Raw genomic sequence first — 23,929 nt, forward strand, 5'->3', positions numbered from 1 at the left:
ACGATCATGTTTTCTTCTCTGCAAAATGCATAATTCCACAGCGAGATGTTATCCGCACGATAAGTATTAGCGCGTTTTTATAATTAATGGGTTATTTATGAGATCTACAGCACAATTAATAATTCTCTGAATTTGAGTGTGAAATAACGTAATTGAGAGAATAGCAAACAACTCCGAAGATAAAAGCTCACCCGCCCAATAATGCGGGCCAGCTTCCAAGGAGTATTGCATGCAATCTTATTTTGATGAATTAGAACAAGTGCGTTACGAAGGCAGCCAGAGCGCTAACCCGCTGGCGTTTCATCACTACAATCCGGATGAAATTATCCTTGGTAAGCGAATGGCCGATCACCTGCGGTTTGCCGCCTGCTACTGGCACACCTTCTGCTGGGGCGGGGCTGATATGTTCGGAGCCAATGCCTTTGACCGCCCGTGGCAGCACTCTGGCGATGCACTGGCACTGGCAAAACACAAAGCCGATGTCGCGTTTGAGTTTTTCCATAAACTGAATGTGCCCTATTACTGCTTCCATGATGTGGATGTCTCCCCTGAGGGCGCGTCACTAAAAGAGTATCTGAATAATTTTGCGGTGATGAGTGATGTCCTGGCTGAGAAACAAGAGAGCAGCGGCGTAAAACTATTATGGGGCACCGCGAACTGCTTCACCCACCCGCGTTATGGTGCAGGGGCGGCCACCAATCCTGACCCCGAAGTTTTCAGTTGGGCGGCAACCCAAGTCTTTACTGCCATGAATGCGACCCAAAAACTGGGCGGCGAAAACTATGTGTTATGGGGCGGGCGCGAAGGCTACGAAACGCTGCTAAATACTGATTTACGGCAGGAGCGCGAGCAAATTGGCCGCTTTATGCAGATGGTGGTGGAGCATAAACATAAAATCGGCTTCCAGGGCACCTTGCTTATTGAGCCAAAACCGCAGGAGCCGACCAAGCATCAGTATGATTATGATGTCGCGACGGTGTATGGTTTCCTCAAGCAGTTCGGGCTGGAAAAAGAGATAAAAGTGAACATTGAAGCCAACCACGCCACACTGGCGGGGCACTCTTTCCATCACGAAATTGCCAGTGCCATTGCATTGGGTATTTTTGGCTCCGTGGATGCTAACCGTGGCGATCCACAGCTGGGTTGGGATACCGATCAGTTCCCCAACAGTGTGGAGGAGAATGCATTGGTGATGTTTGAGATCCTTAAAGCGGGCGGTTTTACCACTGGCGGCCTCAATTTTGATGCCAAAGTGCGCCGCCAAAGTACCGATAAATATGATCTGTTTTATGGTCACATTGGGGCGATGGACACCATGGCATTAGCCCTGAAAATTGCCGCCAAAATGATTGAAGATGGCCAGTTGGATCAGTGGGTTGCTAAACGCTATGCCGGTTGGAATACCGAACTGGGCCAACAGATTCTGAAAGGTAAAATGTCGCTGGAAGATCTGGCGCGCTATGCAGGCCAACACAATCTGAACCCACATCACCAAAGCGGCCATCAGGAGTTGCTGGAGAATCAGGTTAACCGCTATATCTTTGGTTAATAACATTGGGCTAATAACAGCTGTTGATAGACGGGGAAATGTACCGGATGGGTTCCTATTTATTTAAAATACAAGTGGCGTGAGCCGCCTGAGTGCCCATCGGTGCAGTCGCCCCGTCAGGCTCTGCACGATAAAATAGCCTAATAATGAAGGAGATTATATGTACCTTGGTATCGATCTTGGCACCTCCGGCGTCAAAGCAATCCTACTGGCCGAAAACGGGCAAGTGCTTGCTAGCCAAGGTGCTGCATTATCTGTCTCGCGCCCCCACCCCTTATGGTCAGAACAGAACCCTGCCGATTGGTGGCAGGCAACCGATCAGGCCATGCAAGCGTTGGCCGCAGCCCATGATTTGCAGCAGGTAAAAGCCCTCGGGCTGACGGGCCAAATGCACGGCGCGACCTTGCTGGATAAGCAGCACCAGGTGCTGCGCCCCGCCATTTTATGGAATGATGGCCGCAGTTTTTCTCAGTGCCAGGCGCTGGAACAGGCGGTGCCTGCATCGCGCCAAATTACCGGCAACCTGATGATGCCGGGCTTTACCGCACCTAAGCTGAAATGGCTGGCGGAATATGAGCCAGAGGTTTTCAGCCGTATCGATAAGGTGCTGTTACCCAAAGATTATCTGCGCTTTCTGATCAGTGGTGATTTCGCCAGTGATATGTCCGATGCCGCCGGAACAATGTGGCTGGATGTGGCTAAACGCGACTGGAGTGATGAGATGCTGTCCGCCTGCGGTTTAAGCCGCCAGCAGATGCCCGCATTGTTCGAGGGTAGCCAGATAACCGGCCATGTCAGCGCGGAGATAGCACAGCGCTGGGGTATCAACACCATCCCCGTCGTTGCGGGTGGGGGCGATAATGCCGCTGGTGCAATAGGGGTTGGCCTGTACCAGACCGGTCAGGCGATGTTGTCGCTGGGTACCTCCGGCGTCTATTTTGCGGTTAGCGACGGCTTCCTCAGCAATCCGGCCAGTGCGGTTCACAGTTTTTGTCATGCGCTCCCCAACAGCTGGCACTTGATGTCAGTGATGCTCAGTGCCGCTTCCTGTCTGGATTGGGCCTGCCAGCTGACCGGTGCCGACACTGTTCCCGCCCTGATTGATGAGGTGGCAAGCTCACCTGTCGCCTCGACTCCCGTATGGTTCCTGCCCTACCTCTCTGGCGAACGCACACCCCATAATAATCCTAATGCCAAAGGGGCATTCTGGGGCTTTACCCACGAGCATCGCCGAGCAGATTTAGCGCGCGCCGTGTTGGAGGGGGTGGGGTTTGCTTTAGCCGACGGTATGGATGCTCTACATGCCAGCGGGTTACAGCCAAAATCGGTCACCTTGATTGGCGGTGGTGCGCGCAGTGCCTATTGGCGGCAGATGCTGGCGGATATCAGCGGCCAAACACTGGAGTATCGTACTGGCGGCGATGTTGGCCCGGCGCTAGGTGCGGCACGCTTGGCTCAAATCGCGCTAAATCCGCAGCGGTCACTGGCTGATTTATTACCCGCGCTGCCACTGGAGCAGACCCACCTGCCAGATGCGCAGCGACATCAAGATTACGCCGCACGTCGGATAATTTTTAAAAAACTGTATCAGCAATTACTACCGCTAGCTGAATAGATAAAAGCGAAAGCGCACAGGAAGGCCAATAAAAGGGAGCAACTAAAAACTGGTCCCTTTTATCCCCTATGATGGCCCGATTTGGCATTCCACCCGGCTTGAAACCCGCGCATGATGGGTTCATACCCACACGGCGGAGGGCCGAAAATGACTAACAGCGCACTATTGATCATCGATGTTCAGCAATCATTCGAGCATAAACCTTTTTGGCAGCAGCAAGAGGTGCCGGCCTTCTCAGCCGCGCTGAACCAACTTATTAGCGGTTGTAAACAACGTGGCGTCGCACTGGTGGATGTGTTCCATGTTTCGCCCGAGGGGCCATTCTCGTTGGCTTCCGGCTATGTTAAGCCGATGTCGCTGGTCTCCCATCAGGCCGATGTTTCCGTGCAAAAACGCGTGCATAACGCGCTGACCGATTCAGGGCTGGATCAATGGCTCAAAGAGAGAGATATCAGCCATCTTATTATTGCGGGTATGCGCACCGAGCAGTGTTGTGAGACCACGGCCCGCGTGGCGTCGGATCTGGGCTATCAGGTCACCTTTGTCACCGAGGCCACACTGACCTTCCCGATGACCCAGCCAAATGGTGTGCTGTTGAGCAGCACAGAGTTGAAACTGCGCACTGAAACCGTGTTAGCGGATCGATTTGCCGCTATCCGTACAGTCGCAGAGACACTGGATGCGCTGGATTCACAACCTGTCGCCGCCGCCGACAAAACCATAAGCTGGCAACCGCAGCCCTACTTACCACGAGCCATCTCGCCAGCAGGCATCAAAATCCTTAATCAATGGCGGTTAAAGCGCTATGTGATTCGCTACTCGCAGGCGCAGGGTGCGACACCGGATTACAGCCCCGCTTATCAACTTGTTGGGCAGTGGTTACCGCGCGATGCAGAGACCGTCAATCGTCCTGGCGTGGGTGTTGTGATTGAGCATCAGGGAAAAACACTGAATTACCTGATTGTCGGATGGTGGGATAACGAAAACGAATTACGCGTGAAAGTGTGGGTGCAGGAACAGGGCGTTTGGCGCGCAGCGCGGGATGAATCATTCTGTGTGTGGGATTTGCAGGTATTGGCCTTTGAGCGCGACGCTTTTGTTGCTACTTTGCTACAGCATACTCCGGATATTCCGGCTTATATGAACCGTTATTTGACGGTAACTGTGGATTAACCATGCAACGAAATGTCTATTTTCTCTTGCTGCCCGGCGTGCTGTCGCTGGATTTAACTGGCCCTGCTGAAACTTTACGGCTGGCAGGGTCATTTAACCTTTGCTATATCAGCCCGCTACCGGCCGTGATCTCCTCCACCGAAATGCTGCTGGGTCAGTTGCAACCGCTGCCCGCGCACTTACCGGAAGGTAGTTTACTGGTGGTGCCAGGTGTCAGCGATTCACGCCACTACTTTGCGACCAAAACGGCAGCAGTAGCGCGCCAGTGGTTACAGCAACAGAAAATAGCCATCGCGCAGCAAAAAACCATCTTGGTCTGTGTCTGCTCCGGTGCATTGCTGGCCGCGCAAGCAGGGTTACTGGACGGTTATCAGTGCACCACCCATCACAATGTGCTGGAGCGGTTGCGCCAACAAGCACCGGCGGCACAAACCAAAGAAAATCGCATTTTTGTTGAAGATCGCGGGGTATATACCAGCGCCGGGATCACGGCGGGGATTGATCTCTCTTTGCATCTGATCAGCCGCTATTGCAGCCCGCAAATCGCGCTGGAAGTGGCGCGGGAGATGGTGGTTTATTTCCGCCGCTCGGGGGATGACCCACAACTTTCGCCTTGGTTACGTTACCGCAACCATCTCCACCCCGCCGTTCACCGCGCGCAAGATGTGATGTCGGCGGAGCCACAAGCCGAATGGTCGCTGCTGCAGGTGGCGCAGAAAGCCCACGTCAGCAGTCGCCATTTAACCCGCTTGTTCCGCGAACATGTCGGCGTCAGCGTGCGCGAATTCCACGAGCAACTGCGGGTAGCGGTCGCCGAAGTGCGCTTGCAAGAGGGGTTTAATCTGGAGCAAGCCGCGCTGGCCGCCGGATTCTCCTCCGGTCGCCAGCTACGGCGCGCGCAACAGCGCGGATTGCCGACGGTTAGCTAACTAAACGTCGCCGATCGATGCGCTGCAACCCCATTGACAGCAAGGTGCTCAATGCGAGGGACAGCGCAAAGACATAGAAGATATCCAGCACCGGATAAGCGGTGAAATCGTAATGATGGGTGCGGATAAAATGGATAATCAGCGCGTGAAAACCATAAATCGCCAATGAATGACCCGCCAGCCAACTCAGCCAGCCAATTTGCTGGTTGAGGCAGTTTTTAAACCACACCAGCATCGATACCGCCGCCACAAAGACCAACGGGCCACAGTACATATAAAAAGTGTCGGCAAAACTGCCATTGATCCGCGTCTGCTTTTCCGTTGAGATAACAATAAATATCACGCTCAGGATAAACAGCGCAGCCGCGCTCCAACTGATAATTCGCCCCTGAGTTTCCAACATCCCAATCGCCCGCCCCAGCAGTGCGTACAGCAAATAGTAGAAAGTATCGCCATAGATATAGAGGTTGATCGGCAGTAACTGGAAGCCGCCAAGGGAAAATTTACTGCTCTGTGGGTTGGCGAGCACCGCGAGCAGCAGGATTATCCCCCCTAGATAGCGGCCCGACACTGGTTTAACATTGATCAGCGGTGAAACCAGGTAAACCACGATAATGGCGTAGAAAAACCACAGATGATAAAACACCGGTTTTTGCAAAATATGCTTCAGTGAAGCCCAGCCGTCGATGGGGGTGAGGGTCGAAATATAGATCAGTGCAATTATGCTGTAGAACAGCAGGCACAGCCCAATGCGGGTAAAATGTTTCTGTTTGGCGCTTTTTTCACCAAAAAACAGGTAACCGGAGATCATAAAAAACAGAGGCACACAGGCACGAGAGGCGGAATTCAGCAGATTGGCAATATCCCAGTTCACTTCCCCCACCTGCGCACCACTGGTCACGTAATAGGTGGTGGCGTGGATCATCACCACCATAATGCAGGCCACGGCCCGCAGATTATCAATCCAGCCAATCTTATTGGTCATGCATACTCTCGATCGCCTTAATATAAGCCAGAAAACAGTTACCTCACGAATAATAACGTAAGTTTGGGGATATACACAGGGGGATGGTAATTGTTGCCATAACGTTATATTGACGGCAAAATAGCCGACCTGACGCGCTCTAACAGGCATTCTACCTGAGCGCTTCCCTTTTTTTACGTTTACTATTAATAGCTTAATCTATGCAAACTTCATTTTCACCCGCGACACGTTTAGGTCGACGGGCGCTTTTATTTCCGCTGTGCCTGGTATTATTCGAATTTGCCGCTTATATCGCCAACGATATGATTCAGCCCGGAATGCTGGCGGTAGTCGCCGATTTTAATGCCAGTGTTGAGTGGGTTCCGACCTCCATGACCGCCTATCTGGCGGGTGGGATGTTTCTGCAATGGCTGCTGGGGCCACTGTCAGACCGCCGTGGGCGTCGTCCGGTGATGCTGGTCGGCGTAGCGTTTTTTGTGGTCACCTGCCTTGCCATTTTGCTGGTCAATACTATTGAGCAGTTTATCGCCATGCGCTTCCTGCAAGGGATCGGCTTATGCTTTATTGGCGCAGTCGGTTACGCCACGATTCAGGAGTCATTCGAGGAGGCGGTGTGTATCAAAATCACCGCGCTGATGGCAAATGTGGCCCTGATTGCCCCGCTACTTGGCCCCTTGGCCGGTGCTGCGCTGATTCACGTCGCGCCATGGCAGTGGATGTTTGTGCTGTTCGCGGCACTCGGCGCTATTTCATTTGTTGGCTTGTGGCGAGCCATGCCGGAAACCGCATCGCGAAAAGGTGAGAAATTGTCAGTAGCGGCGATGTGGAGCGACTATAAGCAAGTGCTCGCTAACCGCCGTTTCCTGTGTGGTGCGCTGGCATTGGGCTTTGCCAGCCTGCCATTGCTGGCGTGGATTGCTCAATCACCAGTTATTTTGATCAGCGGCGAGCGGCTATCCACAGTCGGATATGGTGTGCTACAGGTGCCAATTTTTGGCGCGCTGATTGTGGGTAACCTGACACTGGCGAGATTGAGCGGCAAAACCAGCATTCCACGGCTAATCCGCTACGGCGCTGGCCCAATGATAATTGGGCTGCTGATTGCCGCCGGTTCCACACTCTACTCATCCCATGCTTATCTATGGATGACCGCAGGGTTGAGCCTGTATGCCTTTGGTATTGGTCTGGCGAATGCTGGTTTGGTGCGGCTGACACTGTTTGCCAGTGATATCAGCAAAGGGACGGTCTCTGCGGCCATGGGGATGATCAGTATGATGGTCTTCACCTTCGGCATTGAATTTGCCAAATTGGCTTACCTGTGGGGCAACAGCGGCATCTTCAATTTATTCAATTTGATCAGTGGCTTGATTTGGCTGGGCTTGGTGATGATATTTATTCGCCGCCAGCCGGAGAGAGTCGCGGCAGAGTAATGCCCCCGGCATCCCCCCCTCGAAACACCTGGTATCCCGAGGGGGTAGCCGCTTTTTATCGCCCATCCGCCGCCAATCGCACCACCCTATCCGGCAACTCACCGAGAATAAAGTCATTAATGATGCTGTCAAAATCCTTATCACTAATGAAACCAAGCTCCCTGGCATAGTGCGCCTCGAAATCACCCGGCCAAGAGTTGACGATTTTTTCAATCAACGGGTCTTGCTGCACTTTAATCCGATCCGCTACTGCATCCCCGGCGATACGCCGCAAGGCATCAATCATCTGCTGCACCTTGATGGATAGGCCCGGCAGGTTAATCACCCGCCCGGCCATCAGCTGGCTGGCGCTCAGTTGATGGCCGAGGATCAGGTTGTTAATCGCCATTTTCGGCGATAGCAACCACAGCGGCGTTTGTAGGCCAACCGGGCAAATCACCTCGATACCTTGCAGCGGCTCGCGGATAATGCCGCTGGCAAAACTGGAGGCGGCGCGGTTCGGTTTACCGGGGCGCACCACAATGGTGGGCATCCGCAGGCTGCGGCCATCAATAAATCCCCGACGGCTATAATCGGCCAGTAATAGGTCATTTAGGGCTTTTTGTGTGCCGTAGGAGCTTTGGGGCGACCACACTTGTTCGTCTGGCACCACAGTCGGTAATGCCCCGCCAAACACGGCTACCGAACTGGTGATAATGACTTTTGGGCAGTGACCTAACTGGCGCGCCTGCTCAAATAAGTTGCGGGTCGCATCGAAGTTGACGCGCATTCCCAGATCAAAATCCTCCTCGGCCTGACTGGAGACAATCGCCGCCAGATGAAAAACCGTGTCGACCTGCCGATCAAAAACCGTGGCGAGCCATTGGGTATCAGATTAACATTTTGATTGAAGCGCTCAGCCCGCAGGTGAAACCCCACTATCTGTTCTCCAGCCAATATCAGACCCAAGAGCTGTTGTCGCTCATTGACCGTGGCAATGTATTTATGCAGTTGGATTTGTTCCACGCGCAATGGGTGGACGGCAATTTAACCCAGCTCATTGAGCATTTCGCCGGGCGCTATGCCCACATCCAGATAGCCTCGGTTCCCCATCGCCATGAACCCGATGACGGGGAGATAAACTACCCCTATCTATTTGATTTGCTGGATAAGGTTGGCTATCAAGGCTGGATCGGTTGTGAATATCACCCCAAAACCGACACGCTGGCGGGATTGGGGTGGATCAAGCAATATCTCAATTCATCGACGAAAACAGCCCACTGTCGCGCAGTAAATGGTCATTGCCCCGACGGCGGGTAAATCCGCTGCGGTCAAAGAATTCAAGGATTTGAATCGCCAGCTTGCGGCCCACACCTAATCTGTCGCGGAAGTCCGCAGCGCAGGCGCTGCCCTGAGTGGCGTCCAACTCACGGACCAAATCCGCGAACTGCTCAATACGCTGGCTCAGATAGTAGCGATCCGGCACGATTGCCGTGATATGACCCAACTGCGCCGCTTTGCGCAGTAATCTGCGCATATCGCCCTCATCCATATGCAGCTGGGCCGCTAAATCACGTACCCACCACGGCGAATCCGCAAAATAGGGGGCGGCTTGCTGCCACTGCGCCTGTTCCTGCTCGGTAAACCCCAGCCCGTGCGCCGGCAGATGCAGCCAGCCACGGCTGTTTTTTAACTCCCCTTGCGCCAGCATGTGGTCAATCAGCCGAAAAACCAGCCCTTCATCTAGCGTCGGCAAGGCCATGCGCCGCAAGCGCGCGCGCCCTAGCCCCAACTGATCGCCATGCTGCTGATGATAGAGGCACAATACATGCAGCAGGGTTTGCTGCGCCTGCTGAGCATGGGGTTGTGACAGCACGATATCACCGGCGACCACACTCTCACTCCCCGCCAGTAGGGCCGCCATATCAGGTTCAGCCAACTGGCGCGCCCAACTGAAACCGCGCAAAGAGACCGGCCCTTGCGCCAGATGTAAATCCAGCACCTCGCGGTCAGTGTTGGCCTGCGCCAGCGCCGTTAACCAGGCTAAATAGGCCGGTTGCCGTTTACCGCGTTTCGGCACTGACAGATGAATCACCCGCGCGCCGCCTAAGGTTCTCTTCGCCGCGATATCCCGCAGAATAAGGCGGTCATTTTCGGTCAGCCACAGCGGGCTATCCAGCAGCAGCTCAGCCAGAATCAATGGGCGTGTATGGTCGCTGGAGATGCTATTGTCACTGGCGATGTTATTGGCAGAGAGATCGTCGGGGGATGAAGGGCTAGTCAGCAGCGAAAAACGCCCGGTAATGTGGCTGGCAGCATGGTGTAGATGCAGCGGCTGCCAGTGTTGTATCGGCGCATCGGCATCGACGGCAACCAGCACCCGATCCACCGCCGCCGGTGGTTGCTGCGCTAATAGCCAGTCGCCGCGATTGATCTGCCCTTTGCTAATATCACCGCTGATATTCAGGGCAATACGTTGGCCCGCCAGCGCCTGTTGCGTATCTTGATTTTGGGCATGAATACCCCGCACCCGCACCGGGCAATCACTGCCAGTGAGCCATAGCGTATCGCCCACGGCCACTCTGCCCGCCAGTGCCGTGCCAGTGACCACCAAACCGGCCCCTTTCACGCTAAATGCCCGGTCGATAGCGAGGCGAAAACGCCGCTGTAACCGATTATGCACTTTATCTTGCTGATGACATTGCGCCAGATGCTCGCGCAATTCGCTGATGCCACGATCGACCGTGGCGGCGGTCACAAACAGGGTCACTTGCTCTGGCGACCAGCCTTGCGTAGTCAACTCCGCCATCACCTGCTGATGTACCTGCGCGATGCGCTCATCATCAACGCGATCCGCTTTAGTCAACGCGACGGTGAGTGTTGGGCGACCGGTGAGCCGTAAAATCGCCAGATGCTCGCGAGTTTGCGCCATCACACCATCATCACACGCCACCACCAGCAAGGCATGATCAATACCGCCCACGCCCGCCAGCATATTGGCTAAAAACTTCTCGTGACCGGGGACATCAATAAATCCAAGAGTGGGGCCGTCAGGCTGCGGCCAATAGGCATAGCCGAGATCAATGGTCATCCCGCGCTGTTTTTCTTCCGGTAAGCGGTCAGCATCAACCCCGGTAATCGCCTGTAAAAGTGTGGTTTTGCCATGGTCGACATGGCCTGCTGTAGCAATAATCATGGTGCCAATTCCCTGAGCAACGCGGTTTCATCCTCCAAACAGCGCAAATCTAGCCATAAGCGCCCATCAGCCACACGGCCAATCACCGGTTTAGCCAACTCACGCCAGCGCGCTGTTAGTGCTTCCAGCGTGCGCCCACTGCCATCGTTAGGGGTAAAGGTTACGGCCCAACTCGGTAAGCGGTCAACGGGTAAGGAGCCGCTACCGATTTGCGACAAACATGGCTCCACCGCCAGGGTAAAATCAGCACCATAGCGATCACTCAGTGCCGCCAGCAGCCGCTGCGCACTCTCGGCGATAGCTTCTGCCGGACGGGTCAATAGCCGCATCGTGGGCAGCAGATCAGGGAGCCTGTCCGGTTGTTGATAGAGGCGCAAGGTGGCATCCAGCGCGGCGAGCGTCATTTTGTCGACCCGCAGTGCTCGCTTGAGCGGATGCTGCTGTAAGCGCTCAATCCACTGTTTTTTGCCGAGGATAATCCCCGCCTGTGGCCCGCCTAGCAATTTGTCGCCGGAGAAAGTAACCAAATCCACCCCGGCGGCAATCAACTGCTGTGGCATCGGTTCGGCGGGTAAGCCATAACGGGTCATGTCCACCAGCGAGCCACTGCCGAGATCGGTGGCGGTCGGAATAGCAAACTCCTGCCCCAACGCCACCAGTTGCGGCTCGGCAACAGCGGCGGTGAAGCCAGCTATGCTGTAGTTGCTGGTATGTACTTTCATCAGCAAGCCCGTCTGCTCATTGATGGCTTGCCGGTAATCTTTTAGGTGGGTGCGGTTGGTGGTGCCCACTTCCACCAGTTCACAGCCCGCCTGGCGCATCACATCAGGGATGCGAAACGCGCCGCCGATCTCCACCAGCTCACCCCGTGAAACCACCACTTGTTTGCCCGTCGCCATCACCGTCAGCATCAACAGCACCGCCGCCGCATTGTTATTGACGATGCAGGCATCTTCCGCGCCCGTCAGTTCGCAGAGCAGATCAGCTACTGCGCGATCACGATGGCCACGGCCCGCGCCGCTGAGGGAGTATTCAAGGGTGACCGCGCCGCGCATGGCATCATTCACCGCCGCAATGGCAGATTCCGCCAGTGCCGCACGACCTAAATTGGTGTGCAGTACCGTACCGGAGAGGTTAAAGACGGGTTTTAACGCGGGCTGACGTTGATTCAGCCGCTGACGTAAGGCCGCAGGCCAGTCCGTGCACCAATCAGCCAGCGCTTGAAACTGGCTAATGTGTTCACGGGCTTCGCACTGCATCTGGCGTAGCGTGTCGGTCAACAGCGCGGGGCCATACTCTGCCAGTAACGGGGCCATGGCTGGCTCCCGTAATAGGTGGTCAATGGCCGGTAACTGGCTATAAAGATGGTGTGGTTCAGTGCTCATAGTCACGCAGGTCGCCAAATCTGGGGAATACCTTATTCTCCGGGAAACACAAACGGATTGATACTGCTGCGCGCGAAACCCTCGCCTTCCATCTTGGCGTCGAGGATCAACGAGGCCAGATCATCCGCCACCGCTTCTACCTGCGGGTCTTTTTCCTGATACAGGATTTTCAGGTAAGTGCCGCAATCACCGCAACTTTCCGCTTTTACCGCTGCATTTTCGCTATCTAGCGACCAGTAGTTCAAATCGCGGGTCTGTTCGCAGTTGCTGCACTTAATCCGCACCACATGCCACTCGCTTTCGCACAAATTACAGTGCAAATAGCGCAGGCCATTGTTGGTGCCGATATGCACCACACTGGAGACCGGAATACTGCCGCATACCGGACAGAATTGGCGATGCTCACCATATTCCGCGCGGGCTTTGCCTGGGATTTGGCTGGCCATCTGCGCCCAGTACAATGATAGCGCAGCCCAGATAAAGGGCGCTTTTTCGCTGCCGATCTGCGCAAATTCGCGATTTAACAGCGCATCGGCGTAGAGTTCAAGTTCATGGACTGACGCCTTCTCCAGATTATCCAGCACCGCCAGAATATGATCCGGTGCATCCGGGCGCAGCTCAGCAATCAGCGCGGAGAGCAACTTGCGCCAATGTTCGGTGCGCGGAAAGAGACTCAAATCCAGTGGCGGTTTACCGCTGGCAGCAGACTGCTCCAGCTCAGCTTTCATGTCCAACACCAGCGGATGGTCATGCAGCGCCTTTTGCTGCGCTTGGGTAATTTTGGCCGCGAAATCCAGATAATCTGACAGCGGGTTATCCAGCGCCAACTGCTGTAAACGTTCGGTGCGCCGGGTATACAGGCTTTTTAAATTCGCGAAAAGTAACGGCGGGATATTCCCCGCCGTTGTGCCTTTTTCGCGCTGTTGCCCAAGTTGATCTTTAGGGACAATGCGAATACTCATCAGGGTTTCTCTTCCTGTTTTTTCTGAAGTTGCCGTTTGGCATTCACCTCACGATACCAGCGCGGATGGTGCTTTTTCGCCCAAGCTGCCGGTACCCAACCTTCTACCATCGCGGTAATGGTGCCCTTCACCCACAGCGCGGCGTAGATATGCACCATAATCACGAGAATCAGCCCCACAGCCGCCAGCGAGTGCACCAGCAGCGCCAGACGAATCAGCGGGATGGGGAAAGAGGGCGCAAAGTAAGGCCGCCAAATCACCACACCACTGGCCAGCAGCAGTAGCAGACTGATAATAGCAGCCCAGAATACGCATTTCTGCCCAAAATTATAGCGCCCAGTATCGCCCACTTCCTCATTCATGGCGATTTTATGGATATTTTTAGCCCACTCCAGGTCTTCCTTGTTAATCAGGTTATGTTTCCAGTAGCGGAAGAACATGATTAGGAAGGCGGCGAACATAATCACCCCGGCGAAGGGGTGAAGAATGCGCGCCAGCTGTGGTGTACCAAAAATATTCATCAGCCAGTTAAATGACGGGAAGAAGAATCCCAACCCACTGATCGCCGCCAACATAAAGCAGAAGGCCACTATCCAGTGGTTGATACGCTCCGGCGCACTGTAGCGCTGGATCCGTTTCTCTTTTTTCATTTCCGCGTCTCCCCGTCGTCTGAGTGCTCAGCGGTGGTGGCCTCTGGTGCCCTGTCGGTGGTCTCGGATGGTGTGGCGTCCGGCTTATCGCCCTCCTCCTCCTCTTCCTCAACCCGATTCGGGCCGACCCCCACATAGTGGAAGATACTGGCGGCAAAGGTGGCCGCAAAGCCAATTGCTGCCAGCGGTTTCCAGATGCCCTTCCAGAAAGTGATAGTCGGGCTGATGGTTGGGTTGTCCGGCAGGCCATGATAGAGCTGGGGCTTATCCGCGTGATGCAGTACATACATCACGTGAGTGCCGCCAACACCCGCAGGGTCATATAACCCGGCGTTATCGAAGCCACGGGTTTTCAGCTCCGCGACACGGCCAGCCGCAACCTCTTTCATCGACTCTTTGGTGCCAAAGTGAATCGCGCCAGTTGGGCAGGTTTTCACACAGGCCGGCTCCTGGCCGACACCCACACGGTCGACACACAGGGTACATTTGTACACCCGATTGTCATCTTTGTTCATCCGCGGCACATCGAACGGGCAACCGGCAATGCAGTAGCCACAACCGATACAGTGTTCTGACTGGAAATCGACGATACCATTCGCATATTGAATGATAGCCCCTTCCGACGGACATGCCTTCAGGCAGCCCGGATCAGCACAGTGCATACAGCCATCCTTACGGATCAGCCACTCCAGCTTGCCGCTCTCTTCATCTTCGATTTCAGAAAAGCGCATCACCGTCCATGATTTGGCAGTCAAATCGGCGGGGTTATCGTACACCCCGACGTTATGGCCCACTTCATCACGGATATCGTTCCACTCCGAGCATGCCACCTGACAGGCTTTACAGCCGATACAGGTGGTGACGTCGATAAGCTTCGCCACCTCTTCCTGATGGTTACGATCCTGTGGCGGCGGCGTAAGGGAGTTGGTGCCGGAGCGCCGGATAATGTCTTGAGTTTGCAGTGACATAGGTTCTCTCCGTTACACCTTTTCCACATTGACCAGGAACGCCTTGAACTCTGGCGTTTGCGTATTGGCATCACCGACAAATGGCGTCAGTGTGTTCGCCAGGAAGCCTTTTTTCGCGACACCCTCGAATCCCCAGTGAATCGGGATACCAATGGTGTCCACCTCTTGCCCGTGGACATTCAGTGTGCGAATACGTTTGGTCACCACCGCCTTGGCCTTGATATAGCCTCGGTTAGAGCTGACTTTCACGGTATCTCCCTGCTTGATGCCCTTCTTCGCAGCCAGTTTTTCACCAATTTCCACAAACTGTTCCGGCTGGGCAATGGCATTGAGCAGCGCATGTTTGGTCCAGTAGTGGAAATGCTCGGTCAAACGATAGGTGGTGCCGACATATGGGAATTGCTCATGAGAACCCATCGCGGCCAAATCGTCCTTAAAGACGCGGGCGGCCGGATTGGATATCACATTCGGATGCAGCGGGTTAGTCCCCAGCGGCGTTTCAAATGGCTCATAGTGCTCAGGGAACGGCCCTTCCGCCATTTTGTCGATGGCAAACAGGCGACCCATCCCTTCAGGCTGCATGATAAATGGCCCGACATCACTACCCGGTGCGGCGGCGCTGTAGTCGGGGATATCAATCCCGGTCCACTTGGCCCCATCCCACTCCAGCAACTGGCGTTTCGGGTCCCAAGGTTTGCCTTGCGGGTCAGCGGAAGCACGGTTGTACAGAATGCGGCGGTTAAGTGGCCATGCCCACGCCCAGCCCAGCGTATTGCCAAGGCCTGATGGGTCGGCGTTATCGCGGCGGGCCATCTGGTTACCGGCTGGTGTCCAGCTACCGGCAAAGATCCAGCAACCGCTGGCGGTGGTGCCGTCATCACGCAGGTGCGCGAAGGTGCTGAGTTGCTCACCTTTTTTGACCAGCACTTTGCCGTCAGCATCGGTGATATCCGCCAGTGCACGACCATTACTCTCCTGCGCCACCTCTTCTGGCTCCGGATTGTCGGGGGTCAGGTAATCCCAGGTCATATTGAGCACCTGTTCTGGCACCGCGCCACCTTCCCGGCTATATCTCTCACGTAGACGCATAAAGATACCCGCCAGAATTGCGCCATCATTCAGCGCCTGTCCCGGCGCATCCGCGCCTTTCCAGTGCCATTGCAACCAGCGGCTAGAGTTCACAATCGAGCCGTTCTCTTCAGCGAAGCAGCTAGATGGCAGACGGAACACTTCTGTTTGAATTTTCGATGGATCAACATCGTTAAATTCACCGTGGTTTTGCCAGAAGTTCGCGGTTTCCGTATTGAGCGGATCAATAGTGACCAGGAATTTCAGTTTCGACAGTGAGGCGACCACTTTGTTTTTGTTCGGGAATGACGCCAGCGGGTTAAAGCCCTGGCAGATATAGCCATTCACTTTGCCCTGCGACATCATTTCGAAATACTGCAAGACGTCGTAGCCTTTATCCCACTTCGGCAACCAGTCATAACCCCAGCCGTTCTCTTTCTGGGCTTTATCGCCGTAGAAACTTTTCATCAAACTGACGAAGAATTTCGGATAATTGCTCCAGTAGTTAACCTGGCCCGGCAGCAGGGTTTTCGGCGTGTTGGCCTTCAGATAGGTCTCAATATCTGGCTGCTTTTCTGACGGCAGATTCAGGTAACCCGGCAAGCTTTGTGACAGCAAACCAAGGTCGGTTAACCCCTGAATGTTGGAGTGACCACGCAAGGCGTTAATGCCGCCGCCCGCCATCCCCATATTGCCCAACAGCAGCTGAATCATCGCCATGGTGCGGATGTTCTGCGCGCCGACTGAGTGCTGTGTCCAGCCCAGGGCATACAGGAAGGTGGCGGTTTTGTCGGATACACTGGTTTCCGCGAGATATTCGCAAACCTGCAAGAAATCTTCTTTCGGCGTGCCGCAAATATTGGCTACCACATCCGGCGTATAGCGGCTGACATGCTGTTTCAGCAGGTTCCACACGCAGCGCGGGTCTTGCAGGGTAGTGTCCCGTTTGGCAAAGCCGTTCTCATCCAACTGATAGTTCCAGCTGGTTTTGTCATATTTGCGGGTTTCGGCGTCATAACCACTGAACAAACCGTCGTCGAAGGCAAAGTCTTCCCGCACCAGCAAGCTGGCGTTGGTGTACGCTTCGACGTATTCGCGATTAATTTTTTCGTGGGTCATCAGGTACAACAATACGCCGGACAGGAACGCAATATCAGTACCGGAACGGATTGGCGTATAGAAATCAGCCACCGAAGCAGTACGAGTAAAGCGCGGGTCTATCACCAGCAGCTTGGCATTGTTGTGGATTTTGGCTTCCATCGCCCAGCGGAATCCCACCGGATGCGCTTCTGCCGCATTACCGCCCATGACGATAATCAAATTCGCGTTCTTAATGTCAACCCAGTGGTTGGTCATCGCACCGCGACCAAATGTTGGAGCAAGACTTGCTACCGTTGGTCCGTGTCAGACACGTGCTTGGTTGTCTACGGCAAGCATGCCGAGAGCGCGACTAAATTTCTGGGTCAAATAACCGGTTTCGTTACTGGAGGCGGAAGCACACAGCATCCCGGTGCTCAGCCAACGGTTGACGGTCACACCCGCGTCGTTGGTCTTAATGAAATTCGCATCCCGATCCTCTTTCATCAACTTGGCAATGCGATCAAAGGCATCATCCCAAGTGATTCGCTGCCATTTATCCGAACCTGGCGCGCGGTATTCCGGGTATTTCAGGCGGCTTTCGCTGTGGATGAAATCCACCAGCCCGGCCCCTTTCGGGCAAAGTGCACCACGGTTGACCGGATGATCCGGGTCCCCTTCGATATGGAAAATACTCTCTTTAGCATTTTTCGCGCCGTCGCCGAGGCTATACATCAACAGCCCACAACCGACAGAGCAATATGTGCAGGTATTCCGCGTTTCACGGGCACGCAGCAATTTATAATTGCGTGTTTCCGCCAGCGCCACTGACGGCGCAAAGCCGAGTGCCGCGACCGTGGTTCCCGCCATACCGCCAGCGCAGATCTTAAAGAACTGCCTTCTGCTGACCTGCATGGGTCTCTCCTTCATTCATTGTCACATTGTTGAAATTTAAAATTCAGTTCGCGCTTCCCACAACAAAACGGGAGGCGCTAAAATCGCTGATGCGATATCACGCTTTGCAGTGTGGGATACATTTCTAATATAACGATACATAGCCACACTATTCTTAATGTGAATGTTACCACATTGTGATTATGGGTTATAACTTTCAGGACCGCATAGTGAGCCAGATCAAACCTTCAGAAAATGACCTCTCCACCGAAATCTGCGGTGCTAGACAGCTTAACGTGCTACAGCGTCATCAAATGGCCGCGCCACAATTGGATTGGCTGGCAGAAGAGGTGCCGGTAGCACTGGTCTACAATGGTATTTCTCATGTGGTAATGATGGCAACCCCTAAGGATTTGGAAGCTTTCGCGCTGGGTTTTTCGCTGTCAGAAGGCATTATTAGTGCGCCACAAGAGATCTATGCCATTGATGTCGCCCCCGGCTGTAACGGCATAGAAGTTAACATTGAGTTATCAAGCCGCCGCTTTGCCGGCCTGAAAGAGCGCCGCCGCGCAATGGCTGGCCGTACTGGTTGTGGTGTCTGCGGTATCGAACAACTGGACGATATCTTCCGCCCGATCTCCCCGCTCCCCTTTACCCAAACCTTTAATTTGAACCAGTTGGACCACGCCCTCGCGCAACTTAAACAGGTGCAAACCGTGGGTCAGTTGACGGGATGTACCCATGCTGCCGCGTGGATCAATCCACAGGGTGAATTATTGGGTGGCTGCGAAGATGTGGGCCGCCATGTCGCGCTGGATAAGCTGTTGGGAATTCGGGCCAAACAGCCGTGGCAACAAGGCGCGGTGCTGGTCTCCAGCCGAGCCAGCTATGAGATGGTGCAGAAAACCACCATGTGTGGCGCAGAAATTTTATTTGCTGTTTCAGCTGCAACAACCTTAGCGGTTGAAGTCGCCGAGCGCTGCAATTTGACCCTGGTGGGCTTCAGTAAACCGGGTAGAGCCACGGTGTATACTCATCCGCAGCGAATTAGCGCGTAGAAAGACCACATAGTTAGTACGGCATTGATAATCATTTTCAATATCATTTAATTAACTATAATGATCCGAACGCTTACGCGGTGCTTACTTTTCTTGCGCCGCCCTACACCTACGGAGACGATGATTATGAGTTACTCACTGCCATCCCTGCCTTATGCTTATGACGCCTTAGAACCACACTTCGATAAGCAGACGATGGAAATCCATCACACCAAACACCACCAAACCTATGTTAACAATGCAAATACGGTGTTGGAGAGCTTCCCTGAGCTGGCTAAATTCAGCGTTGAAGAGCTGATCCAGGATCTGGACAAAGTCCCAGCTGAAAAACGCACCTTTATGCGTAACAATGCCGGCGGCCATGCTAACCACAGCTTGTTCTGGAAGGGTCTGAAACTGGGCACCACCCTGACAGGTGACCTGAAAGCCGCTATTGAGCGCGATTTCGGTGACTTTGAGAAATTCCAAGCCACATTTGAGCAAGCTGCTGCCACCCGCTTCGGTTCAGGCTGGGCCTGGCTGGTACTGAAAGCTGACGGTAAACTGGCGGTGGTTTCTACCGCGAACCAAGATAGCCCGCTGATGGGTGAAGCCGTTGCTGGCGCGTCAGGTTTCCCCATTGTGGGCCTGGATGTGTGGGAACACGCTTACTACCTGAAATTCCAAAACCGCCGCCCAGACTACATCAAAGCATTCTGGAACGTGGTTAACTGGGACGAAGCAGCAGCACGTTTCGCTCAAGCCAAGTAATTAACCAGTACCACGTAAACCTGCCTTAAACCGCACGTTTCCGGGACTAAATCGATGCCAGCAAGATCCCTCTTGCTGGCATTTTTATTGCTCATTTTACTGTTAAAGTTTAGCCAATTCCTGCCGATAGATTGTACAAGAGGGACACTGACATTTATGGCATGAATCTATGAGTCATGGCCCCATAAATGTCGCCACAAAAACGTTAGGGAGAGCACTCTTGCCAAGGCTACCCCACGTCCAGCGCCCCTTCACTCCTCTAATAATTAGACCTACCCCATTCACCTACGCTGATTGATTTGCAGCAAAGACACCGCATAACGGAGATAACATGGCAGCATTGAGCAAAGTTTTTGGTAACTTTGAAAACGTGAAAGTCGGTAAAAAGCTGGGATTAAGCTTTTTCCTGATGTTGTTGTTGGTTGGGATCATCGCAGGAACCACCGCCTATCATTTCTCCGTCATTGAAGAGCACGCTTACAAAGTCGACCTAAGCTACAAAATTAACGATGAAGCCAATCAGGCAAAATATAATCGTGCGTTATATGAGCGCACTTATGATCTGAAATACATCCAAGAAAACTCGCAGCACATCAACAATATAAAAAATCTGCTGACCCAGAGCGAAGGGCTTAGCTGGTCGGAAGATAACCGCAAAACGATAGGCAGCATTGCCGATGTGGTAGACGAATACCTGCAACAGCAGAGTAATTTCGTCAATGCAGTGGCGCATAAAGATGATGTGCGCAAAAGCTGGAATATCTCCGAAACACAGAAGAATCTCAACGAGTTACAGCAAAGTTTGCTCAATGAGGGTGCAGACACCAATACGCAAATTCTGCTCGCTGAGATGAACCAGAAGCTGATGACCGTGCGCTATAACGCGCGGGGCTTGTTACTGGATCGCAATCAGGAGGCCGAGTCGTCGCTCATTACCTCAATCAATATCGCCAACAGTGCAGCCAATGCATTTATGCCTGTGTTATCGCCGGATCAACAAAAATTATTAGCCCCGGTTATCACCAGTCTGGGCAGCTATAAAGAGAACGTGTTGGCCTATCTACCGGCTTATCAGCAAGAGCTGGAAGTGGGTAAGGTGATGGAAACCAATGCCAATGAGTTGAATAAGCTGGCAACTCATCTGTTCACCCAAGAGCTGCAAGGCACTCACGACGAGATCAATAATGCGCAATTGCAGTTAGCCATTGCCGCCATTGCCGCCCTGCTGTTTGGTTTGCTAATTTCATGGCGCATGACCCGTCAAATTACGGTGCCATTACGCACCACACTGGCGATGGCAGAGCGCATCGCCACCGGTGATCTAACGGCGGCGACCACCTCCAATCGTACTGATGAGTTGGGTCTGCTGATGAATGCCGTAGCGCGGATGAATGAAAACCTGCGCGCCATGATTGATGAGATCCGCATTGGCGTCAGTCAGGTGTCCCATGCCTCCGGCGAAATTGCGGCGGGTAATACCGACCTATCCTCCCGCACTGAGGAGCAAGCCGCTGCCGTAGAAGAGACCGCCGCCAGTATGGAGCAGTTGAATGCTACGGTTAAGCAGAATGCCGATAATGCCCATCACGCCAATCAGTTAGCAACCGAAGCATCACAAACTGCGCAACAGGGTGGCAAGCTGGTTAGTGATGTGGTGCGCACCATGAATGATATCTCCGGCAGCTCTAAACGGATTTCTGAAATCACCTCAGTGATTAACAGCATTGCGTTCCAGACCAATATTTTGGCGCTGAATGCCGCCGTTGAAGCCGCCCGCGCCGGTGAGCAAGGCCGTGGCTTTGCGGTGGTCGCCAGTGAAGTGCGCAATCTGGCACAGCGCAGTGCGCAAGCCGCGAAAGAGATTGAGGGGCTGATTGGCGAATCTGTCTCCCAAGTGAACGCCGGAACCTCGCTGGTGCAAAACGCCGGTCAGACGATGGAAGAGATCGTCCGCTCAGTGACCCATGTGCGCGATATCATGGCAGAAATTGCCTCGGCATCTGATGAGCAAAGCCGTGGCATCACGCAAGTCAGCCAGGCGATCTCCGAGATGGATAGCACCACGCAGCAAAATGCCGCCCTGGTGGAGGAGTCTGCCGCCGCCGCTGATTCACTGGCGGAACAAGCTATCTTACTGGCGCAAGCGGTCGCGGTGTTCCGACTCTCCGACGCGGAGACCCATACCGCTCAAGGGAATATCCCCGCACCAGCCACGAAAAATAGTGCATCAACACCACGCCCTGGCCCAAATATCAGTCGCGCCAATCAGCAAGATAATTGGGAAACGTTCTGATTATCCACTAAGCCCAGTTATAGAGCAGGAGTAGTCAATACGGTTATTCCTGCTCATTTCTTCGTCTCTAACGTGCTATCAAAATCTCTTTTGCAGCTCAGCAATCAGGCAGGTATTCTGGCTCTCCCTTCCGAACGCAGACAAGGAGAGCAGATGAAGCATCCACAGGTTTATATCGGTAAAATCGAGCCTTATCACGGCAGTTCCCCGAGCGCCATTGGTAAACGTCAGGTGGTTGGCGGGATCATGCTCACACCACTAGGATTGGAGGGGGATGAGCAAGCGGAAAAACGCTTTCACGGTGGCCCGGACCGCGCGCTATGTCATTACCCACGGGAGCATTATGCTCACTGGGCGCAGCAGTTTCCGCAGCAAGCAGAGATCTTCTCGCCACCGGCCTACGGCGAAAATATCTCCACCCTCGGTATGACCGAACAGAGTGTCTATATGGGGGATATTTACCGCTGGGGTGAGGCCATAATTCAGGTCACTCAACCCCGCTCCCCTTGCTACAAGCTCAACTTCCATTTTGCTATCGAGGATATGTCGGTGCTGATGCAGCAAACCGGCTACTGCGGCTGGTTGTACCGCGTGATCTCAGCCGGTAAAGTCAGCGAAAGTCATCCGCTGGAGCTGTTAGCACGCAGCAGTGATATTTCAGTCGCCGAGGCCATTGGTATCGCCTGGCACATGCCGTTTGATGAAGAGCAGTATCACCGCCTGCTGGCCGTTGCCGGATTATCCGCCAGTTGGAGTAAAACCATGTTGACGCGCATTGGTGAAGGGAAAATTGAGGATTTTAATCGGCGTTTGCTGGGGAGGAGTTAGGTGACAAGGCGCAGTTAACAGTTAAACACAGCAGATCTTCTCGACAAACTTGACTGTATCTCAATTGAGATACAAAATAGAATTATTGATGAGGAGGCTAAAATGGCTACACATACCACAATGTTGCATGTCCGTATTGATGATGACGTCAAAAAACAGGCTGCGGCTGCGCTCAATGCAATGGGTCTTTCAGTTTCTGATGCTGTACGTTTATTTTTGAATCGCATCGTCACTGATCAGGCATTTCCATTCGAATTGAAAGTACCAAATTCCCAAACACGTGCGGCCATGCTGGAAGCAGAAGAGATTGTTCGCACTCGCGACGCACGCTTTACCACTTCTGATGAGTTATTTATTGAACTTGAAAAAGACAACAGTAAGTAAGCGAACGACAGTGCCAAGGACGGCAGATTATACGAAAAACTTCCTTAAAGACTGGGAAAAGCTGTCCCGAAATGGTCGTTATGATATGCGCCGACTGAAACAAGCAATGTTACTGCTTATCGCAAATGATATGCCGCTAGGTGCTGAATGGTTAGACCATCCCCTTAAAGGTGAGTGGGAGAACTTTCGGGAATGTCATATTGGCGGGGACTTTTTACTCATCTACAAATTAAGTCATCACAGTAAAATAAGCCAAATTGTCTTTGTTCGTGCCGGAACACACTCAGAACTATTTGATTGAGTATTTTCACAAAAAACCGGGTGGCGGCAATGCCACCTACCCGGATATATTCGACGCGGTGATCAGAACGCTTTTTTAGCGTAACCGGTCACTTCTTTTAGGCCCATTTCGCGGCCTAATGCTGTCATTGGGTGTACCACAATGATGCCGCGTACCGCTTTCTTCAAAGTGCCCATATCTGCCTGCTCTTTCTTGGTAATCGCACGGCTGAACGGCAGTTGAGCCAATTTCTGGGCTTCGGCGCTCAGATTTTTGACCCGCACTTCTTTCAGGCGCTGGATCTCAGCGGCCATTTTCTCTTTCTCTTTCATATGCTGCGCGATTAAATCCACATTACCCTGCTGGATAACAGCTGGGTCTTTGTGGTTCATCGCATCCAGCATATCGCTTAGACGTTTGATCTCTGCATGTTCTTTCATAGTATTGGCCCGTACATGCCACGATGGGCACGATAT

19 protein-coding genes and 2 pseudogenes are annotated in these 23,929 nt (G+C 53.5%); 12 read left to right on the forward strand and 9 right to left on the reverse strand.

What is annotated here, in order from left to right:
• The first annotated feature begins 229 nt into the window (after positions 1 to 229).
• The 4 genes from xylA (at position 230) to HRK25_RS05740 (ending at position 5,266) form a co-directional block, all read left to right on the forward strand.
• Positions 230 to 1,549 (forward strand): xylose isomerase, encoded by a 1,320-nt coding sequence (xylA, locus tag HRK25_RS05725; RefSeq protein ID WP_005273438.1) that lies wholly within the window; start codon positions 230 to 232, stop codon positions 1,547 to 1,549.
• Positions 1,550 to 1,709: 160 nt separating this feature from the next.
• The gene (gene xylB / locus HRK25_RS05730) at positions 1,710 to 3,164 is read left to right on the forward strand and encodes a xylulokinase (protein ID WP_005273436.1); all 1,455 of its coding nucleotides are present in this window, start codon (positions 1,710 to 1,712) and stop codon (positions 3,162 to 3,164) included.
• Positions 3,165 to 3,311: 147 nt separating this feature from the next.
• A complete protein-coding gene (locus HRK25_RS05735) occupies positions 3,312 to 4,337 on the forward strand; it encodes an isochorismatase family protein (RefSeq protein ID WP_005273433.1) in 1,026 nt (341 codons plus the stop codon).
• Positions 4,338 to 4,339: 2 nt separating this feature from the next.
• Positions 4,340 to 5,266: a GlxA family transcriptional regulator gene (locus HRK25_RS05740; protein WP_032897545.1), complete on the forward strand. Its 927-nt coding sequence runs from the start codon at positions 4,340 to 4,342 to the stop codon at positions 5,264 to 5,266.
• Here the strand turns inward: HRK25_RS05740 and HRK25_RS05745 are convergent.
• Positions 5,259 to 6,251, reverse strand: coding sequence for an acyltransferase (locus HRK25_RS05745; protein ID WP_005273429.1), 993 nt, complete (start codon positions 6,249 to 6,251; stop codon positions 5,259 to 5,261). The genes HRK25_RS05740 and HRK25_RS05745 overlap by 8 nt on opposite strands.
• Before the next feature lie 200 nt (positions 6,252 to 6,451).
• Between HRK25_RS05745 and HRK25_RS05750 the strand changes: the two genes are divergently transcribed.
• On the forward strand, positions 6,452 to 7,681 hold the full coding sequence (locus HRK25_RS05750) for an MFS transporter (protein WP_005273425.1): 1,230 nt from the start codon (positions 6,452 to 6,454) through the stop codon (positions 7,679 to 7,681).
• Between the two features lie 55 nt (positions 7,682 to 7,736).
• Here the strand turns inward: HRK25_RS05750 and denD are convergent.
• Positions 7,737 to 8,534: pseudogene (gene denD, locus HRK25_RS05755) on the reverse strand (D-erythronate dehydrogenase); the annotation flags it as partial.
• A 14-nt stretch (positions 8,535 to 8,548) separates the two neighbouring features.
• On the opposite strand from denD, the pseudogene HRK25_RS05760 reads away from it, so the two are divergent.
• A pseudogene (locus HRK25_RS05760) lies at positions 8,549 to 8,980 on the forward strand (TIM barrel protein); the annotation flags it as partial.
• Here HRK25_RS05760 and selB read toward each other — a convergent pair.
• The 6 genes from selB to fdnG are packed head-to-tail and all read right to left on the reverse strand — an operon-like array spanning position 8,916 to position 17,881.
• The gene (gene selB / locus HRK25_RS05765) at positions 8,916 to 10,856 is read right to left on the reverse strand and encodes a selenocysteine-specific translation elongation factor (protein WP_032897543.1); all 1,941 of its coding nucleotides are present in this window, start codon (positions 10,854 to 10,856) and stop codon (positions 8,916 to 8,918) included. The pseudogene HRK25_RS05760 and the gene selB sit on opposite strands and share 65 nt — an antisense overlap.
• Positions 10,853 to 12,241: an L-seryl-tRNA(Sec) selenium transferase gene (gene selA / locus HRK25_RS05770; RefSeq protein WP_054872287.1), complete on the reverse strand. Its 1,389-nt coding sequence runs from the start codon at positions 12,239 to 12,241 to the stop codon at positions 10,853 to 10,855. Before selA ends, selB begins: the two co-directional genes overlap by 4 nt.
• A 32-nt stretch (positions 12,242 to 12,273) precedes the next feature.
• Entirely contained in the window at positions 12,274 to 13,203 is a 930-nt protein-coding gene (fdhE, locus tag HRK25_RS05775) for a formate dehydrogenase accessory protein FdhE (protein ID WP_005271637.1), read from the reverse strand.
• Positions 13,203 to 13,853, reverse strand: coding sequence for a formate dehydrogenase cytochrome b556 subunit (gene fdoI / locus HRK25_RS05780; protein ID WP_032896728.1), 651 nt, complete (start codon positions 13,851 to 13,853; stop codon positions 13,203 to 13,205). Before fdoI ends, fdhE begins: the two co-directional genes overlap by 1 nt.
• Complete coding sequence (gene fdxH / locus HRK25_RS05785) at positions 13,850 to 14,821, reverse strand: formate dehydrogenase subunit beta (protein WP_005271636.1); 972 nt, start codon at positions 14,819 to 14,821, stop codon at positions 13,850 to 13,852. Before fdxH ends, fdoI begins: the two co-directional genes overlap by 4 nt.
• 12 nt (positions 14,822 to 14,833) lie before the next feature.
• Positions 14,834 to 17,881, reverse strand: coding sequence for a formate dehydrogenase-N subunit alpha (gene fdnG / locus HRK25_RS05790; protein WP_099460522.1), 3,048 nt, complete (start codon positions 17,879 to 17,881; stop codon positions 14,834 to 14,836).
• A 182-nt stretch (positions 17,882 to 18,063) separates the two neighbouring features.
• Here fdnG and fdhD point away from each other — a divergent pair, with 182 nt between their 5' ends.
• The 6 genes from fdhD to HRK25_RS05820 all read left to right on the forward strand — a co-directional run bounded on the left by fdhD (position 18,064) and on the right by HRK25_RS05820 (position 23,474).
• On the forward strand, positions 18,064 to 18,918 hold the full coding sequence (fdhD, locus tag HRK25_RS05795) for a formate dehydrogenase accessory sulfurtransferase FdhD (RefSeq protein WP_005271634.1): 855 nt from the start codon (positions 18,064 to 18,066) through the stop codon (positions 18,916 to 18,918).
• 126 nt (positions 18,919 to 19,044) lie between these two features.
• Positions 19,045 to 19,668 (forward strand): superoxide dismutase [Mn], encoded by a 624-nt coding sequence (gene sodA / locus HRK25_RS05800; protein ID WP_032896724.1) that lies wholly within the window; start codon positions 19,045 to 19,047, stop codon positions 19,666 to 19,668.
• A gap of 331 nt (positions 19,669 to 19,999) precedes the next feature.
• Positions 20,000 to 21,961 (forward strand): methyl-accepting chemotaxis protein, encoded by a 1,962-nt coding sequence (locus HRK25_RS05805; protein ID WP_005271631.1) that lies wholly within the window; start codon positions 20,000 to 20,002, stop codon positions 21,959 to 21,961.
• Positions 21,962 to 22,114: 153 nt separating this feature from the next.
• Entirely contained in the window at positions 22,115 to 22,789 is a 675-nt protein-coding gene (gene yiiM / locus HRK25_RS05810; protein WP_032896722.1) for a 6-hydroxyaminopurine reductase, read from the forward strand.
• Between the two features lie 102 nt (positions 22,790 to 22,891).
• Positions 22,892 to 23,173: a type II toxin-antitoxin system RelB/DinJ family antitoxin gene (locus HRK25_RS05815; RefSeq protein ID WP_071984885.1), complete on the forward strand. Its 282-nt coding sequence runs from the start codon at positions 22,892 to 22,894 to the stop codon at positions 23,171 to 23,173.
• A complete protein-coding gene (locus HRK25_RS05820; RefSeq protein WP_233420373.1) occupies positions 23,151 to 23,474 on the forward strand; it encodes a type II toxin-antitoxin system YafQ family toxin in 324 nt (107 codons plus the stop codon). Before HRK25_RS05815 ends, HRK25_RS05820 begins: the two co-directional genes overlap by 23 nt.
• 62 nt (positions 23,475 to 23,536) lie before the next feature.
• On the opposite strand, the gene HRK25_RS05825 is transcribed toward HRK25_RS05820, so the two are convergent.
• Positions 23,537 to 23,893 carry a YibL family ribosome-associated protein gene (locus tag HRK25_RS05825; RefSeq protein ID WP_005271620.1) on the reverse strand — a complete coding sequence of 119 codons (357 nt, stop codon included), beginning with the start codon at positions 23,891 to 23,893 and terminating at the stop codon, positions 23,537 to 23,539.
• Positions 23,894 to 23,929 lie beyond the last annotated feature (36 nt).

This window comes from Yersinia bercovieri ATCC 43970, from assembly GCF_013282745.1.
Taxonomy (GTDB): Bacteria; Pseudomonadota; Gammaproteobacteria; order Enterobacterales; family Enterobacteriaceae; genus Yersinia; species Yersinia bercovieri.